Origin of the sequence: Burkholderia sp. AU33545 (assembly GCF_020419685.1) — a bacterium.
GTDB lineage: Bacteria > Pseudomonadota > Gammaproteobacteria > Burkholderiales > Burkholderiaceae > Burkholderia > Burkholderia diffusa.
On sequence record NZ_JAIZRQ010000002.1, the window covers coordinates 884,692 to 900,435 of the forward strand.

Annotated in this window: 15 protein-coding genes; 11 read left to right on the forward strand and 4 right to left on the reverse strand. The window is 67.8% G+C overall.

From position 1 onward, the window contains the following. Positions 1–5: 5 nt before the first annotated feature. Positions 6–1,391, reverse strand: a complete 1,386-nt coding sequence (locus LGM71_RS09910) for an L-serine ammonia-lyase (RefSeq protein ID WP_059600290.1) — start codon at positions 1,389–1,391, stop codon at positions 6–8. 261 nt (positions 1,392–1,652) lie between these two features. Here LGM71_RS09910 and LGM71_RS09915 point away from each other — a divergent pair, with 261 nt between their 5' ends. The 8 genes from LGM71_RS09915 to denD all read left to right on the forward strand — a co-directional run bounded on the left by LGM71_RS09915 (position 1,653) and on the right by denD (position 9,858). Beyond that, on the forward strand, positions 1,653–2,726 hold the full coding sequence (locus LGM71_RS09915; RefSeq protein ID WP_226114745.1) for a GlxA family transcriptional regulator: 1,074 nt from the start codon (positions 1,653–1,655) through the stop codon (positions 2,724–2,726). 206 nt (positions 2,727–2,932) lie between these two features. Continuing rightward, the gene (locus LGM71_RS09920; protein WP_059452152.1) at positions 2,933–3,637 is read left to right on the forward strand and encodes a FadR/GntR family transcriptional regulator; all 705 of its coding nucleotides are present in this window, start codon (positions 2,933–2,935) and stop codon (positions 3,635–3,637) included. Positions 3,638–3,721: 84 nt separating this feature from the next. Next, a complete protein-coding gene (gene ltnD / locus LGM71_RS09925; protein ID WP_226114746.1) occupies positions 3,722–4,612 on the forward strand; it encodes an L-threonate dehydrogenase in 891 nt (296 codons plus the stop codon). Between the two features lie 19 nt (positions 4,613–4,631). Continuing rightward, entirely contained in the window at positions 4,632–5,918 is a 1,287-nt protein-coding gene (gene otnK, locus LGM71_RS09930; protein ID WP_226114747.1) for a 3-oxo-tetronate kinase, read from the forward strand. Further along, the gene (locus LGM71_RS09935; RefSeq protein ID WP_226114748.1) at positions 5,915–6,556 is read left to right on the forward strand and encodes an aldolase; all 642 of its coding nucleotides are present in this window, start codon (positions 5,915–5,917) and stop codon (positions 6,554–6,556) included. Before otnK ends, LGM71_RS09935 begins: the two co-directional genes overlap by 4 nt. Positions 6,557–6,695: 139 nt before the next feature. After that, on the forward strand, positions 6,696–8,021 hold the full coding sequence (locus tag LGM71_RS09940; protein WP_170296397.1) for an MFS transporter: 1,326 nt from the start codon (positions 6,696–6,698) through the stop codon (positions 8,019–8,021). A gap of 60 nt (positions 8,022–8,081) precedes the next feature. Next, positions 8,082–8,858 (forward strand): 2-oxo-tetronate isomerase, encoded by a 777-nt coding sequence (gene otnI / locus LGM71_RS09945; protein ID WP_226114749.1) that lies wholly within the window; start codon positions 8,082–8,084, stop codon positions 8,856–8,858. Between the two features lie 28 nt (positions 8,859–8,886). Continuing rightward, positions 8,887–9,858 (forward strand): D-erythronate dehydrogenase, encoded by a 972-nt coding sequence (gene denD / locus LGM71_RS09950; protein WP_226114750.1) that lies wholly within the window; start codon positions 8,887–8,889, stop codon positions 9,856–9,858. 79 nt (positions 9,859–9,937) lie between these two features. Here the strand turns inward: denD and LGM71_RS09955 are convergent, their stop codons facing one another. The 3 genes from LGM71_RS09955 to LGM71_RS09965 form a co-directional block, all read right to left on the reverse strand. Then, the gene (locus LGM71_RS09955) at positions 9,938–11,026 is read right to left on the reverse strand and encodes a lysylphosphatidylglycerol synthase domain-containing protein (protein ID WP_226114751.1); all 1,089 of its coding nucleotides are present in this window, start codon (positions 11,024–11,026) and stop codon (positions 9,938–9,940) included. Continuing rightward, positions 11,023–12,192 (reverse strand): bacteriohopanetetrol glucosamine biosynthesis glycosyltransferase HpnI, encoded by a 1,170-nt coding sequence (gene hpnI / locus LGM71_RS09960; protein ID WP_124901077.1) that lies wholly within the window; start codon positions 12,190–12,192, stop codon positions 11,023–11,025. Before hpnI ends, LGM71_RS09955 begins: the two co-directional genes overlap by 4 nt. A 68-nt stretch (positions 12,193–12,260) precedes the next feature. Then, positions 12,261–12,659, reverse strand: a complete 399-nt coding sequence (locus LGM71_RS09965; protein ID WP_124622207.1) for a hypothetical protein — start codon at positions 12,657–12,659, stop codon at positions 12,261–12,263. A 231-nt stretch (positions 12,660–12,890) separates the two neighbouring features. On the opposite strand from LGM71_RS09965, the gene LGM71_RS09970 reads away from it, so the two are divergent. The 3 genes from LGM71_RS09970 to LGM71_RS09980 all read left to right on the forward strand — a co-directional run bounded on the left by LGM71_RS09970 (position 12,891) and on the right by LGM71_RS09980 (position 15,596). Beyond that, the gene (locus LGM71_RS09970) at positions 12,891–13,550 is read left to right on the forward strand and encodes a response regulator (RefSeq protein ID WP_059600300.1); all 660 of its coding nucleotides are present in this window, start codon (positions 12,891–12,893) and stop codon (positions 13,548–13,550) included. Continuing rightward, complete coding sequence (locus LGM71_RS09975; protein WP_226114752.1) at positions 13,547–14,998, forward strand: ATP-binding protein; 1,452 nt, start codon at positions 13,547–13,549, stop codon at positions 14,996–14,998. The genes LGM71_RS09970 and LGM71_RS09975 overlap by 4 nt, the downstream gene beginning before the upstream one ends. 70 nt (positions 14,999–15,068) lie before the next feature. Further along, positions 15,069–15,596 carry a cytochrome b gene (locus LGM71_RS09980; protein WP_124901073.1) on the forward strand — a complete coding sequence of 176 codons (528 nt, stop codon included), beginning with the start codon at positions 15,069–15,071 and terminating at the stop codon, positions 15,594–15,596. Positions 15,597–15,744 lie beyond the last annotated feature (148 nt).

Here is a 15,744-nt window from a genome sequence, read left to right on the forward strand (position 1 = left end):
CTTCGTTAGCATTCGATGACGTTCACGGCAAGACCGCCGCGCGACGTTTCCTTGTATTTCGTCTTCATGTCGGCACCCGTCTCGCGCATCGTCTTGATCACCGAATCGAGCGATACGTAGTGCTGGCCGTTACCCTTGAGCGCCATCCGCGATGCGTTCAGCGCCTTGATCGCGCCCATCGCGTTGCGTTCGATGCACGGAATCTGCACGAGCCCGCCGACCGGATCGCAGGTCATGCCGAGGTTGTGCTCCATCCCGATCTCGGCCGCGTTCTCGACCTGGTCGGGCGTGCCGCCCATCACCGCGGCGAGCGCGGCCGCGGCCATCGAGCACGCGACGCCCACTTCGCCCTGGCAGCCGACTTCCGCGCCCGAGATCGACGCCGTTTCCTTGTAGATGATCCCGATCGCCGCGGCCGTCAGCAGGAATTCGACGATGCCGGCTTCGTTCGAGCCCGGCACGAACTTCACGTAGTAGTGCAGCACCGCGGGGATCACGCCGGCCGCGCCGTTCGTGGGCGCGGTGACGACCCGGCCGCCCGCCGCGTTCTCCTCGTTGACGGCCATCGCATACAGGTTGACCCAGTCGAGCATCGACAGCGGATCGCGCAGCGACTCCTCCGAACGCGCCCGCAGGCGCCCGTTCAGTTCGGCCGCGCGGCGCTTCACGCGCATCGGGCCCGGCAGTTCGCCCTCGACCTTGCAGCCGCGCTCGACGCATGCGGCCATCGTGCGCCAGATCGCGAGCAGCCCGGCGCGCACTTCGTCTTCCGGACGCAGCGTGGATTCGTTGCGCAGCATCAGCTCGGCGATCGACAGCCCGTGTTCGCGGCACTGGCGCATCAGGTCGTCGCCCGTGCGGAACGGATACGGCACTTCGGCCGCAGCACGTACGCCGTTCACGCGATCGCCGTCGCGGTTCACGACGAAGCCGCCGCCGATCGAGTAATACTCCTTCTCGACGAGCAACTGGCCGTGCTCGTCGAACGCCTGGAAGCGCATCCCGTTCGGATGCACGATGCTGGTGCCGCTCATCAGCTTGCGATAGAAGCCGATGTTCTCCTTCTCGTCGAAGCGAATCGTCTGCTTGCCGAGCAGCGCCAGCGACTTCTCCGCGCGGATCGCCGCGAGCCGCGGCTCGATCAGGTCCGGATCGATCGTGTCGGGCAGATGGCCCTCGAGGCCGAGCAGCACCGCCTTGTCCGTGCCGTGGCCCTTGCCCGTTGCACCGAGCGAGCCGTATAGTTCGACCCGCACGCGGCGCACGAAGCCGAGCAGGTTCGCGTCCTCGATGTGCGACGCGAAGCGGCACGCGGCGATCATCGGGCCAACCGTATGCGAGCTGGACGGGCCGATACCGATCTTGAACAGGTCGAACGCGCTGACGTTCATCTGACTTCCTCTGGGTGGGCGTACGTGAAATGTCGTTGGCATCAGTACATCAAAGCGTAAAATTGGCCGATAGAACAAAAACGGCATCGGCGTGGGATACCGCCGCCAAGCCCCGCGCAGGACGGCCGGAAAGTGCGTTTTGACGATGGTTGGCGACGAAAAACCACAAGTCGGCCGGGGTCCGCGCCAGCCGGCAACCGTGCCCGCGAACAGATTGCAACGAGTGAGACCCGCCTTCCCGGCGTGACGAGATTGACCGCGATGACACCCGACGTACCCGCTTCCCCCCTCGCCGAACCCGCGCCGCAGCGCATCCGTTTCGGCATCGTGCTGCTGCCGAACTTCACGCTCACGGCCTTCTCGGGTTTCGTCGACATGCTGCGGCTGTCGGCCGACGACGGCGACTACAGCAAGCCGGTGCGCTGCGCGTGGAGCGTGATCGGCGAGACGCTGGCGCCGGTGCGCGCGAGTTGCGGGATCCAGATCACGCCGTGGGAAACCTTCGAGAGCGCCGAGCCGTTCGACTACGTCGTCGTGGTCGGCGGCCTGCTGCATTCGGGGCCGCAAGCCGGCCCCGAAACGCTCGACTTCATCCGCCGCGCGGCGACGGGCGGCGCGACGCTCGTCGGGATCTGCACGGGCGTGTTCACGCTGATGCGCGCGAACGTGCTCGACGGCTACCGCACCTGCGTGAGCTGGTTCCACTACTGGGATTTCATCGAGCGCTTCCCGCACGCCGATCCCGACATGCTGATCGCCGATCGCCTGTTCGTGATCGACCGGCGACGGATCACCTGCTCGGGCGGGCGTGCGTCGATCGACGTCGCCGCCGCGGTCCTGCTGCGCCATTTCGATCATGCGACCGTGCAGAAGGCACTGCGCATCCTGCTCGTCGGCGAGATGCAGAAGGGCAATGCGCCGCAGCCGCATCCGCCGGGCCTCGAGCCGGCCACGCACCCGAAGGTCAAGCGCGCGATTCTCCTGATGGAACAGCATGTCGGCCGCGCGCTGCCGCTCGAGGAACTCGCGTGCAAGCTCGACATGTCGACGCGCCAGCTCGAGCGGCTGTTCAAGGCCGAAACGGGCAAGAGCCCGCAGGCGTTCGCGAAGCAGGTGCGATTGCGCACGGCCGCCTGGCTGCTGACCAGCTCCGACCGCACCGTCGCCGATATCGCGTCGAGTTGCGGGTTCGCCGACGCGTCGCACCTCGGCCGGGAGTTCCGCAAGCAATTCGGCGTGCCGCCGGCGACCTATCGCGAGCGCGGCGGGGACAGCGCGGAGGCCGGCGCACCGATGGCGGCTGATCCCGATCCCGTCGAAGACATCGCCGACTGACGGTCGCGCGCGCCGCCGGCGCGCGTCCCCTTTCCTTCCCCTGCCCACGCCTCGACGCCACACACGATCGCGGCAGTTTCAGGTCAATTGGAACCGGTTCCAGTCAATTTCACCGACGTTACAGCCCATTGACCGAGGGTTATCCCGGATGCTGACGCACCTTCAAATTTGTATGATGACCACATCACCTTACAAACCTGAGCGCCATGTTCGAGAAAATTCCCGCCCGTGCGATGAGCGACCACGTCGCGCAGCAGCTGCTGAAGCAGATCGAAGTCGGCAGTTTCTCGGCCACCGGCAAGCTGCCGACGGAAGCCGTCCTCGCGCAGGAATTCGGCGTGAGCCGCACCGTGATCCGCGAAGCGATCTCGCGGCTGAAGAACGAAGGCGTGGTCGAGCCGCGCCAGGGCAGCGGCGTGTACGTGAACCAGCACGGCGCAATCCGGCCGCTGCGGATCGACTACGCGGAGGCCGTCGAGGCCAGCTCGCTGCCGCACCTTCTCGCGGTGCGCCGCGCGATCGAGGCTGAAGTCGCGGCCGAAGCCGCGCTGCACCACACGGCCGACGACATGGCCGACATCGACGACGCGCTGCGCAAGATCGACGATGCGGTGGCCGAAGGGCGCGACGGCGTCGCAGAAGACGTCGCGTTCCACCGCACGATCGCGGCCGTCACCGGCAACCCGTATTTCCTGAAGACACTGCAGTTCCTGAACCAGTACCTCGAGGCCGGCGTGAAGGTCACGCGGCGCAACGAGGCGACGCGCGAGGATTTCTCGCGGCAGGTGCGCGAGGAACACGCGGCGATCGCCGACGCGATCCGCGCGCGCGACCCGATGGCGGCACGCAACGCGGCGCGCACGCACATGTACAACGCCGCCCGCCGTCTCGCGGAAGCCGGCATCTGCTGATGAACGATTGCTGAATGCGGCGGCCCGGGCCAATCCGGTGCCGTCGTTGTCCCGAACCTCTTCCCGAATCGATCAAGGTTGACCATGTCACGAAATGTTGGAGTCATCGGCCTCGGAGCGATGGGCCTCGGCGTCGCCCGCTCGCTGCTGCGCGCGGGGTTCCGCGTGCATGCATGCGACGTGCGCGACACCGTGCTGCAGGCGTTCGCGGCCGAAGGCGGCGTGCCCTGTGCGAGCCCGGCCGAACTCGGCGCGCGGTGCGATGTCGTCGTCACACTCGTCGTCAATGCCGCGCAGACCGAAACGGTGCTGTTCGGCGAGCACGGCGCGGTCGCGGCGATGAAGCCCGGCGGCGTCGTGATCGCGAGCGCGACCGTCGCACCCGATTTCGCCGTCGCGCTCGGCGCGCGCATCGAGGCCGCGAGCCTGCAAATGCTCGACGCGCCGGTGTCCGGCGGCGCCGCGCGCGCGGCCTCCGGCGAGATGACGATGATGACGTCGGGCCCCGCCGCCGCCTACGCGGCCTGCGACGACGTGCTCGACGCGATCGCCGGCAAGGTGTATCGCCTCGGCGACGCGCACGGCATCGGCTCGAAGGTGAAGATCATCAATCAACTGCTGGCCGGCGTGCACATCGCGGCGGCCGCCGAGGCGATGGCGCTCGGCCTGCGCGAAGGCGTCGATGCCGACGCGCTGTACGACGTGATCACGCACAGCGCCGGCAACTCGTGGATGTTCGAGAACCGCGTGCCGCACATCCTGAACGGCGACTACACGCCGCTGTCCGCCGTCGACATCTTCGTGAAGGATCTCGGCCTCGTGCTCGATACCGCGCGGCGCAGCAAGTTCCCGCTGCCGCTGTCGGCCACCGCGCACCAGATGTTCATGAGCGCGTCGAGCGCCGGCCACGGCGGCGAGGACGATTCCGCCGTGATCAAGACTTTCCCCGGCATCACGCTGCCGCCCGCCCGCTGATTCGAACGACGTTCCTGCCATGACCGCTTCCGCTTCCCGTCCCCTGCTCGGCTGCATCGCCGACGATTTCACCGGCGCGACCGATCTCGCGAACATGCTCGTCAAGAGCGGCATGCGTACCGTGCAGACGATCGGCGTGCCCGCCGGCGACGCCGCAATCGACGCCGACGCGATCGTCGTCGCGCTGAAGTCGCGCACGATTCCCGCCGCCGACGCCGTCGCGCAATCGCTCGCCGCCCATGAATGGCTGCGCGCACAGGGCTGCCGGCAATTCTTCTTCAAGTACTGCTCAACGTTCGACTCGACCGACGCGGGCAACATCGGGCCCGTCGCCGATGCGCTGCTCGATGCGGTTGGCGGCGGCTTCGCGATCGCGTGTCCGGCGTTCCCGGAGAACGGGCGCACGATCTTCCGCGGCCATCTGTTCGTCGGCGACGTGCTGCTGAACGAATCCGGCATGGAGAACCACCCGCTCACGCCGATGAAGGACGCGAACCTCGTGCGCGTGCTGCAGCGGCAAACGAAGTCGCATGTCGGCCTGATCCGCTACGACACGATCGCCCTGGGCGCAGCCGCCGTGCGCGCGCGGATCGAGCAGCTGCGCGCGGAAGGCGCGCGCTTCGCGATCGCCGACGCGTTGTCGGATCGCGACCTCTACGTGCTCGGCGAAGCGTGCACGGACCTGCCGCTCGTCACCGGCGGCTCGGGCGTCGCCCTCGGCCTGCCCGCGAATTTCCGCCGCGCTGATCAACTGCCCGAGCGCGACAACGCAGCCTCGCTGCCGCGCATCGACGGGTTGTCCGCCGTGCTCGCCGGCAGCGCTTCGAAGGCGACCAACGCCCAGGTCGCCGCGTGGCGCGAAAGCCGCCCGAGCTTCCGGATCGACCCGCTCGCGGCCTCGCGCGGCGAACCCGTCGTCGACGCGGCACTGGCATTCGCGCGCTCGCACCTGCCCCAACCCGTGCTGATCTACGCGACCGCGACGCCCGACGAAGTGAAGGCCGTCCAGCAGGCGCTCGGCGTCGAGGCGGCCGGCCAACTCGTCGAGAGCACGCTCGCGGCGATCGCGAGGGGCTTGCGCGACCTCGGCGTGCGCAAGTTCGTCGTTGCCGGCGGCGAGACGTCCGGCGCGGTCGTGCAAGCGCTCGACGTGAAGTCGCTGCAGATCGGTGCGCAAATCGATCCGGGCGTGCCGGCGACGGCCACCATCGACGCGCAGCCGCTCGGCCTCGCGCTGAAATCCGGCAACTTCGGCACGGTGGACTTTTTCGACAAGGCGCTGCGCGCGCTCGACGGAGCCGCATGATGAGCCACGAAACGAAACTGCGCGAGGAGATCTGCGTCGTCGGCGCGAGCCTGTACGCACGCGGCCACGCGGTCGGCAGCGCCGGCAACATCAGCGCGCGTCTGGATGACGGCTGGCTGATCACACCGACCGACGCCTGCCTCGGCCGGCTCGACCCGAACGACATCGCGAAGGTCGGCCTGGACGGCCAGCCCGTATCGGGCGGCAAGCCGTCGAAGACGCTCGCGCTGCATCGCGGCATCTACGCGCGCAACGCGGAAGCAAACGGCATCGTCCACACGCATTCGACGCACCTGGTTGCGCTGACGCTCGCGGGCGTGTGGCGCGACACCGACGTGCTGCCGCCGATCACGCCGTACTACGTGATGAAGGTCGGCCACATTCCGCTGATCCGCTATCGCCGCCCCGGCGACCCGGCGGTCGCGGCCGAAGTCGCGGCGCTCGCCGACCAGGTGCGCGGCGTGCTGCTCGACCGCCTCGGCCCGGTGATGTGGGGGCAGTCGGTGTCGCACGCGTCGTACGCGCTCGAGGAGCTCGAGGAAACCGCGCGGCTCTGGCTGATGACGAACCCGAAGCCCAAGCCGTTGTCCGACGCGGCGCTCGACGAGCTGCGCCAGACCTTCGGCGCACGCTGGTAACGCAACGCATCGCGTCCGGATCACGCAGGACTACGAACCGAGTACCATGCCCGCCGTGTGCGCGGGCCCCTCCATCAGCACACACGACACAATCCGGCGGCGTGCGCGCCGCCGGCACATGACATCCCAGGAGACGACAATGACTGCTCTCGACGCGGCCGCAGGCCGCTCGCCCGCCGCGCCCGCCCAATCGGCCGAACTCGACCGCACCTACAAGAAAGTGTTCTGGCGCATCGTGCCGTTCCTGATGCTCTGCTACGTGGTCGCGTATCTCGACCGCGTCAACGTCGGCTTCGCGAAGCTGCAGATGTCGCAGGACCTCGCGTTCAGCGAAACCGTGTTCGGCCTCGGCGCCGGCATCTTCTTCCTCGGCTACTTCCTGTTCGAGCTGCCGAGCAACATGCTGATGCACCGCATCGGCGCGCGCATCTGGATCGCGCGGATCATGATCACGTGGGGCCTGCTGTCCGCGCTGTTCGCGTTCGTGAAGACGCCGACGCAGTTCTACGTGCTGCGCTTCCTGCTCGGTCTCGCCGAAGCCGGCTTCTATCCGGGCGTGATCCTGTACCTCACGTACTGGTTCCCGTCGCATCGCCGCGCGAAGATCATCGCGGTGTTCATGTCGGCGATCCCGGTGTCGGGCATCTTCGGCAACCCGCTGTCGGGCTGGATCATGGAGCGCTTTCACGGCGGCTCGGGCTTCCACGGCTGGCAATGGATGTTCATGATCGAGGCCGTGCCGGCCGTGCTGGTCGGCATCGCGACGATCCTGTATCTCGACAACAGCATCCGCAGTGCGAAATGGCTCGACGAGCGCGAGAAGCAGATCCTCGAGGATGAAATCGCCGCGCAGCCGCAGGAACAGCAGAAACACGGCCATTCGCTGAAGGCCGTGTTCTCCGACCCGCGCATGTGGTGGATGTCGCTGATCTACTTCGCGTTCGTCACCGGCCAGTACGGTCTCACGTTCTGGATGCCGACGCTCGTCAAGTCGACCGGCATCACCGATACGTTGCAGATCGGCCTGCTGTCGGCGATTCCGTTCGTCGTCGCGATCGTCGTGATGAACCTGTTCGGCCACAGCGCGGACAAGCGCCGCGAACGCCGCTGGCACCTGATCGTGCCGGCGCTGATGGGCGCGGTCGGGTTTGCGGTCGCCGCGTCGTACTCGCACAATACGGCGGTGTCGATCGTGTTCCTGTCGCTCGCGGCGGGCGGCGTGCTGACCTGCGCACCGCTGTTCTGGTCGCTGCCGACCGCGTTTCTCGCCGGCTCCGCCGCGGCCGCCGGGATCGCGATCATCAACTCGGTCGGCAACCTCGCCGGGTTCGCGAGCCCGTACGTGATCGGCTACCTGAAGGACGCCACGCACAGCACGGCGTCCGGCATGTACGTGCTGGCCGCCATGCTGGTGATCGGCGCGATCGCCGTGTGGCTCACGCCCGCGAAACTCGTGAACCGCTGATCCGTCATTCGACGCGGGGCGCCGTGCGCCCTGCCCCATTCATTCACAGGAACCGCTGCCATGCCCCGCTTCGCCGCCAACCTCTCGATGATGTACACCGAGCACGCGTTCCTCGAACGCTTCGCCGCTGCCTCGTACGACGGCTTCAAGGCCGTCGAGTACCTGTTCCCGTACGACTTCGCCGCCGAGGACATCCGCGCACGCCTCGACGCGCACAACCTCGAGCAGGCGCTGTTCAACGCGCCGCCCGGCGACTGGGCCGCCGGCGAACGCGGGATCGCGTCGCTGCCGGGCCGCGAGGACGAGTTCCGGCGCGGCATCGACCAGGCGCTCGACTATGCGCGCGTACTCGGCAACAAGAAGCTGCACGTGATGGCCGGGATGGTCGCGCCGGGCGCCGACCGCGCGCGCCATCGCGATACCTACGTGGCAAACCTGCGGCATGCGGCGCAGGCGGCGGGCGCGCATGGCATGACGATTCTGATCGAGCCGATCAACCAGCGCGACATGCCCGGCTATTTCCTGAGCCGCCAGGACGATGCGCATGACATCCGCGCGGAAGTCGGCGCGCCGAACCTGAAGGTGCAGTTCGACTGCTATCACTGCCAGATCGTCGAGGGCGACCTTGCGATGAAGCTCAAGCGCGATTTCGCGGGCATCGGCCACATCCAGATCGCCGGCGTGCCCGAGCGTCACGAGCCGGACATCGGCGAACTCAACTACCCGTATCTGTTCGCGCTGATCGACGCGCTCGGCTACGACGGCTGGATCGGCTGCGAGTATCGCCCGAAGGCCGGCACGTCCGAAGGGCTTGGCTGGCTCAAGCCTTATCTGTAATCCAGGCATTTCGAAGAGGGCTCACAACATGAAAGTACTGATCACCGGCGGCGCCGGCTTTCTCGGCCAGCGTCTCGCGCGCAAGCTGCTCGAGCGCGGCGAACTGACCGGCCCCGACGGCCGGACCGGCAAGATCGACGAGCTGGTGCTGCTCGACGTCGTGAAGGGCAGCGATTTCGGCGACGCCCGCGTGACGTCGATCGTCGGCGACATCGCCGATCGCACGGTGCTCGAAAGCGCGATCGACGCGCAGACGGGCGCGATCTTCCATCTCGCGGCAATCGTCAGCGGGCAGGCCGAAGCCGATTTCGATCTCGGCATGCGGATCAATCTCGACGCGTCGCGCACGCTGCTCGAAGTGTGCCGCGCGCGTGGCCATCGTCCGCGCGTCGTGTTCACGAGCTCGGTGGCCGTCTACGGCGGCGTGTTGCCCGACGTCGTGCAGGACGACACCGCGCTGAATCCGCAATCGTCGTACGGCGCGGAAAAGGCGATCGCCGAACTGTTGCTGTGCGACTACGCACGGCGCGGCTTCGTCGACGGCCGCGTGCTGCGGCTGCCGACCATCAGCGTGCGGCCGGGTCGCCCGAACGCGGCCGCGTCGTCGTTCGCGAGCGGTATCATCCGCGAACCGCTGAACGGCGAGGAAAGCGTATGCCCGGTGCCCGGTTCGACGCGGCTGTGGCTGCTGTCGCCGCGCTGCGCGATCGACGCGCTCGTCGCGGGTTGCGAAATCGACAGCGAGAAGCTCGGCAACAAGCGCGTGATCAACCTGCCCGGCCTGTCGGTATCGGTCGACGAAATGATTGCGGCGCTGCGCGAAGTCGCGGGCGACGACGTCGTGAAGCTGATTCGCCATGCGCCGGACGAACGCATCGAGAAGATCGTCGGCAGCTGGCCGGGCCGCTGGGACACGGCGCGCGCCGAAGCGCTCGGACTGAAGGGCGACACGTCGTTCGCGGACGTGATCCGCAGCTACATCGCCGACGAGCGGCGTTGATGGCCGCGCCGCCCGGCGGGGCACGCGGCCGCGTCGGCGAGCCGCTTCCCGCCCGGCTGGCAGGCAACGTCGGGCCGCATCAGCGCGGCCCGGCGGACTCCCCGACGGGCATCGATGCGCGCTTCGCCTCGTACGGCGAGCGCGCCGCGCCGGCCGCATGCTGCCATGCCAGCAAGCCCGGCAGATAGAACAGCAAGTCGCGCACGCGCCGCGCGCCGGCGAGCGCCAGGCAAGTCGTCGCGTCGAACCCGAGCAGCCCGCCGATCAGCACGAACCCGCCCTCCTGCACGCCCAACCCGCCGGGCATCAGGAACGCGATGCTGCTCAGGAGCTGGATCAGCGCTTCGATCGCGAGCGCCTGCGCGAATGTAGGATCGGCGCCGAGGAAACGCAGCGCGAGCCAGATTTCCAGCGCATAGCCGACAAATTGCAGCGTCTGCCAGATCGCCAGATAGCGGACGACGATACCCGTCTTTCTCCAGATCATCCGGATCGACTGATCGGTGCGTGCCGATTCGCCGACCAGCGCCACCACCTTGCCGCTCGTGACGCGGTTGACCACGCGCATCGCGCGCTCGAACGGCCGCGCGTGCTGAACCAGCGCGAACAGCAGCAGCACCGGCACGAGCGCCGCCATGCCGATGGCGAGGCGCGCGGCCACCTGCGCGGCGTCGGACGACACGTGTTCGAGCACGTAGCCGATCGCGACCAGCGCGAACACCAGCTGGCTGATCAGCGTCAGCTGCATGTCCGCGACGAGGCTCGCCACGGCGGTCGCCGGGCGCACGCCCGCCTGCCGCAGCAGGCTGAACGACACGATCTCGCCGCCGATCCGCGCGACCGGCAACAGCCCGTTGATCGATTCGCGGATCCACACGAGCTTGAGCATCGTCGCGAACGACGGCCGGCGCGGGCCACGGATCAGCATCCGCCAGTCCCACGCATTCGCGAGCATCGGCAGGATGTGGGCCAGCGCGGCGATCAGCAAACCGGCGCCGGCGATCCGCAACCGGTGCAGGATCTCCAGCGGATGCTCGCGCCAGATCAGCCATACCGCGAGCACCAGCCCGGCCAGCGCCGCCGCGCGCCCCGCATGCCGCAACCGTGCGTCGCGACGCGCGGACCGCCGGTCCGCGCCTTCGACATCGAAATGCGTGTCGTGCATCATGATTTCCCTGCCGGCGACAGCAAGCCCTCGCGATCGACGCGAAAGCGCGTGCCGCGCCAGACGACGTGCGACGAGAAGAAGCTCGACACGAACACCAGGAACTGCAGCAGATCGACGAACGGCAGCCAGAGGGCGCCGCGCAGCCCGGCACCGGTCGCACGGCTCGTTTTCAGCATCAGCAGCGCCCGCGCGGCGAGCGCCGCGACCGTCAGCCAGCAGGCGGCGCGCGTGCCGCCGGAGAACAGCACGGCCAGCAGCGCGAGCGGCACCGGGTGCATCAGCACCGACCCGGCGTGACCGAGCCGGTCCGCCGCGCGAATCGTGCAGCTCCAGCGCAATTCGTGCGCGTACAGGCTGGCGAAGGTCTCTTCGACACAGGCATGTCCGACGACGAACGACGGGACGACGACCTGCGCGCCGACCTGCCGCACCGCTTCGCCGAGCGCGTGATCCTCGGCCAGGTGATGCGCGAAACGCGCGAGCCCGCCGATGCGTTCGAGCGTTGCGCGCGTGATCGCAATCGTCTGGCCAAAGCACGGACGGGCGCGCCCGATGAAAAGCCCGGTAATGACGCCCGGCAGGAAATGGTAGTTCGTCATCGCGACGGCGACACCGGGCCAGAAGCCCGGCGACGCGATGCCGCGATACACGCTCGTCACGATGCCGACTTCCGGCTGCTGTAGCGCGCCGACGACGGCACGCAGATAATCGCGCTCGACCAGCACATCGCTGTCGGCGAGACACAGCACCGAATGCTCCGCATGTTCGAGCATGTTGACGAGATTCGCGATCTTGCGGTTCGGCCCGTACAACCGCGCATCGGCGACGACCTTGATGTTCGCGTCCGGATAGCGCGCGCGCAGCGTCTCGACGGCCGCGAGCGCCGCGTCGCCCGCATCGTGCACCCCGAACAGATGCTGTACCGGCCCCGGATAATCCTGGACGAAGAAGCTTTCAAGATGCTGTACGAGATTCCATTCGTCGCCGTGCAGCGGTTTCGCGACGGTGACGCCCGGATAATCGCGCGGCATCGCCCGCGCGCGCGAAAAGAACCGGCCGACGAGCACGCTGGCCGTGACAGTGTAGGCAATGCCGAGCAACACGCCCAACCCGCAGGCGATCGACATCGCGCCGGCCAGCGCGTACAGCACATGCAGCAATACCATGCTTCTCCCCAGTGGTGGCCCAGTGACCGCGACGCCCGGGGCCGGAACGCGCGAACGCGCGCTCACCCTTACACGCCGCCGTATCGATTCCCGTTGAGCCGGATATGCAGGACGATCAACCAACGGTACGCGCAATCAGATGACACGACTACCGTGCGGCGATCGATTCCGGACACGCGCACATGGCCGCACACGTCAGCGGCCCTGAACGCCGCGTCGGCCACCTTACGGGCTGACAGGATCGCGGTCGCGACCGCGACGACGGTCCAGATGCGGAATGTCATCGTCGTGAAAAACGCTTCGGGTACGCGCAGCGCAAACAACGAAACCAGCACGAAACACTGAATGAACATACCGGCGAGCGCGGCGATCAACAGGTAGGCGCGCCATCGCTCGATCGTCGAGGGTGCCATCAGGAATGAACCTCCCGTGCGGACGGCCCGCATCGATCGTGCGTCGATCGACATGGTCGCGGGTGGACGGGCAAGCGCGTGCCGGACGCGCCGAACCCGGTTCGGGATCAGGGGAAGCGGAGATCGTCCCGAGAAATGTTGTGGGCGATGGTAGCGGGAATGTCGGTGCCGAACCTTAAGCGTTCTTCAGAATCGGGCGATATTTGAGGGAACGCAATTACAATCCGTTGCACGGCGCGCACAGTCGGGCTCGTACAATTGCACGTATCTGCACACGAATCGACCATGCGACTCCTCCTTGTCGAAGACGACGACCTGATCGGCAGCGGCCTCGAAATCAGCCTGAGTCAGGCCGGTTACCAGGTCGACTGGCTGCGCGACGGTCATGCCGCCGCCGCCGCGCTCGCGACGACGCGCTTCGCGCTCGTCGTCCTCGATCTCGGCTTGCCCGGCAAATCGGGAACGGAACTGCTGCGTGCGATGCGGGACGCGGGCGATACCACGCCGGTGCTCGTCCTGACCGCGCGCGGCACCGTGGCCGATCGGGTCCGCGGCCTCGACGATGGCGCCGACGACTATCTCGCCAAACCGTTCGAGCTATCCGAGGTGCTCGCCCGCTGTCGCGCGCTCGTGCGGCGCTCGCAGGGCCGCGCCGGCGACGAGATCGTGTGGCGCGACATCACGATCGACCTGACCACCCAGACGGTGACACGCGATGCCGCGCGCATCGCGCTGACGTCACGCGAATGGACCATCCTCGTTCAGCTCGTCAGTCGTGCGGGCATGCCCCAGTCGCGGGCGCGTCTCGAGGACGGCCTGTATGGATGGCAGGAAGGCATCGAAAGCAATGCGATCGAGGTTCACATCTCGAACCTGCGCAAGAAGCTCGGCGCGGAACTGATCCGGACGGTGCGGGGCATCGGCTACGTCGTCGACAAACCATGACCTCGCGCTCGATACGACGCCGCGTTTCGTCGATGGCGCTCGGCTGCGTGACCGTCGTGTGGATCGTCGCCGTGTTCGGCAGCTTCCGGCACGCGACACGCGAGATCGGCGAATGGGAAGACGCCCGTCTCGTCGAATATGCGTCGCTGCTCGTCGATCTTGCACCGGCCGACCTCGAGCGCCTCGCCCGCTTCCCGCCCGACGCGCGCATCGAACTGGCGCACGGCACGTCGGCCGCGACCCGAGACAACGACGGCGATCGTCTGCCGCGCGACGTGCTGTTCGAAGTCCGGGACGCTCGGGGCAACGTCGTTGCGTCGAGCCTTCCGGTCGACGCCCCCGGCCGGCCCGATGCAGCGGGCCGAAGCGACACCCCTTCAACGATCGTCGTGCGCGGCACGCAATGGCGCACGCACACGCTGCGCAACGACGTGTCGGGGCGATGGATACGGGTGATGGAGCCGGCCAACACGCACAGCGATCTCGCGACGGGCATCGCGCGCGGCATCGTCTGGCCGCTGATCCTCGCGCTCCCGGTGCTGGCGTTGCTGCTCTGGTACCTGATCGGGCGCAGTCTCGCACCACTGAAAACGCTGTCGACGCAGATCGGCGCGCGCGATGCGCGCTCGCTCGAACCGCTCGCCATCACGACCGTCCCGGAAGAAGTCCGCACGCTGGTCGACGCGATCGACCGCCTGCTCGCCAGACTGCGGCAATCCATCGTGCGCGAGCGGGCATTCACGTCCGACGCGGCGCACGAACTCAAGACGCCGCTGGCCGCGATCAAGGTGCAGGCCCAGGTGGCGCTCGCGACCGACGATCCGGTGCGCAAGCAGCTCGCCATGCAGCGCGTGGTGCAAGGCGTCGATCGCAGCGCGCGTCTCGCCGAACAGTTGCTGCTGCTCGCGCGACTCGACGAATACGAACGCATTCCGGTGCGCGCCGTCGTCGTCCGCGAACTGGTCGACGCGGCCATCGAGCGGCATCTCGCGAAGGCGTCGGATCACTTCATCGACATCGTCGCCACCGGCACGCCCGGACGAGCGATCCAGGCCGATCCGATCCTGCTCGGGATCCTGCTCGACAATCTGCTCGACAACGCGGTCAAGTACGGCCGGCAAGGTGGCCGCATCGAGATCGACGTACACGACGACGGCGCTGCGCAGCGCATCGTCGTGCGCGACGACGGGCCCGGCGTCGCCCCGGGCGAGCACGAGCGGCTCGGTGATCGTTTCTATCGCGGCGTCGGCACGCAGTTGCCCGGCAGCGGACTCGGGCTGTCGATCGTCCAGCGCATCGCGCAATACTTCGGCGGAACCGTGCAGTTCGGGCCCGGCATCGGCGGCCGCGGCCTCGGCGTCACGATCGCGTTGCCGTCGGCTGAATCCGCTCGGATCGATGGCACGCAGGCGTTAGCGGGCGAAGCCGCTGCGCGGCAGCACGCTTAACGTTTCGTTAAGGATTCGGCCGTAAAATCCGCCGGAAGATACGGTCCTCATCCGCTTGCCAGGAGCTTTTATGTCTACAACCGCCCGATACGACGCAGTCGCACGCCTTCTTCACTGGCTGATCGTGGCGTTGGTCGTCGCGCAGTATGCAATCGGCTGGACGATGCCCGACGTGCATCGCGATACTCAACCGGTCGGCCTGATCGCCGCGCACCTGATCGTGGGCACCGCGCTGCTTGCCGCAATGGCTTGCCGCGTGCTCTGGCGCGTGACGCATCGCCCACCCGCCGACGAACTGTCGCCCGCGATGCGCGCGGTGTCCGGCGCGACGCACTTCGGGCTCTATGCACTGCTGATCGCGGTGCCGTTGCTCGGCTGGATCAATGCGTCGTCGCGCGCATGGGCCGTGACGCTGTTCGGCGTCGTCCCGTTGCCGGCGCTGTCGGCGGCCGGCTCGGGATTCGGGCACGCGATGGGCGATGTGCACGGCATCCTCGCGTGGGCACTGTTCGGCGGCATCTGCCTTCACGTCTCGGCCGCGGTCGCGCATCGTTTCGTCCTGCGCGACAGGGTCATGCAACGGATGATGCCCTGGTAATTTCGCCGCCGCCCCCCCTTGCGCACCGTCACGGGCAGATACCCCGCAATGGCCGATCGCGCGCTCGCCTGCATCGCGGCTCATCCTGCAATCCACCTGCGCGCCCATCGGAATCGGGCAACGAGCTGATCGCGGCGCCGCGCGAAGC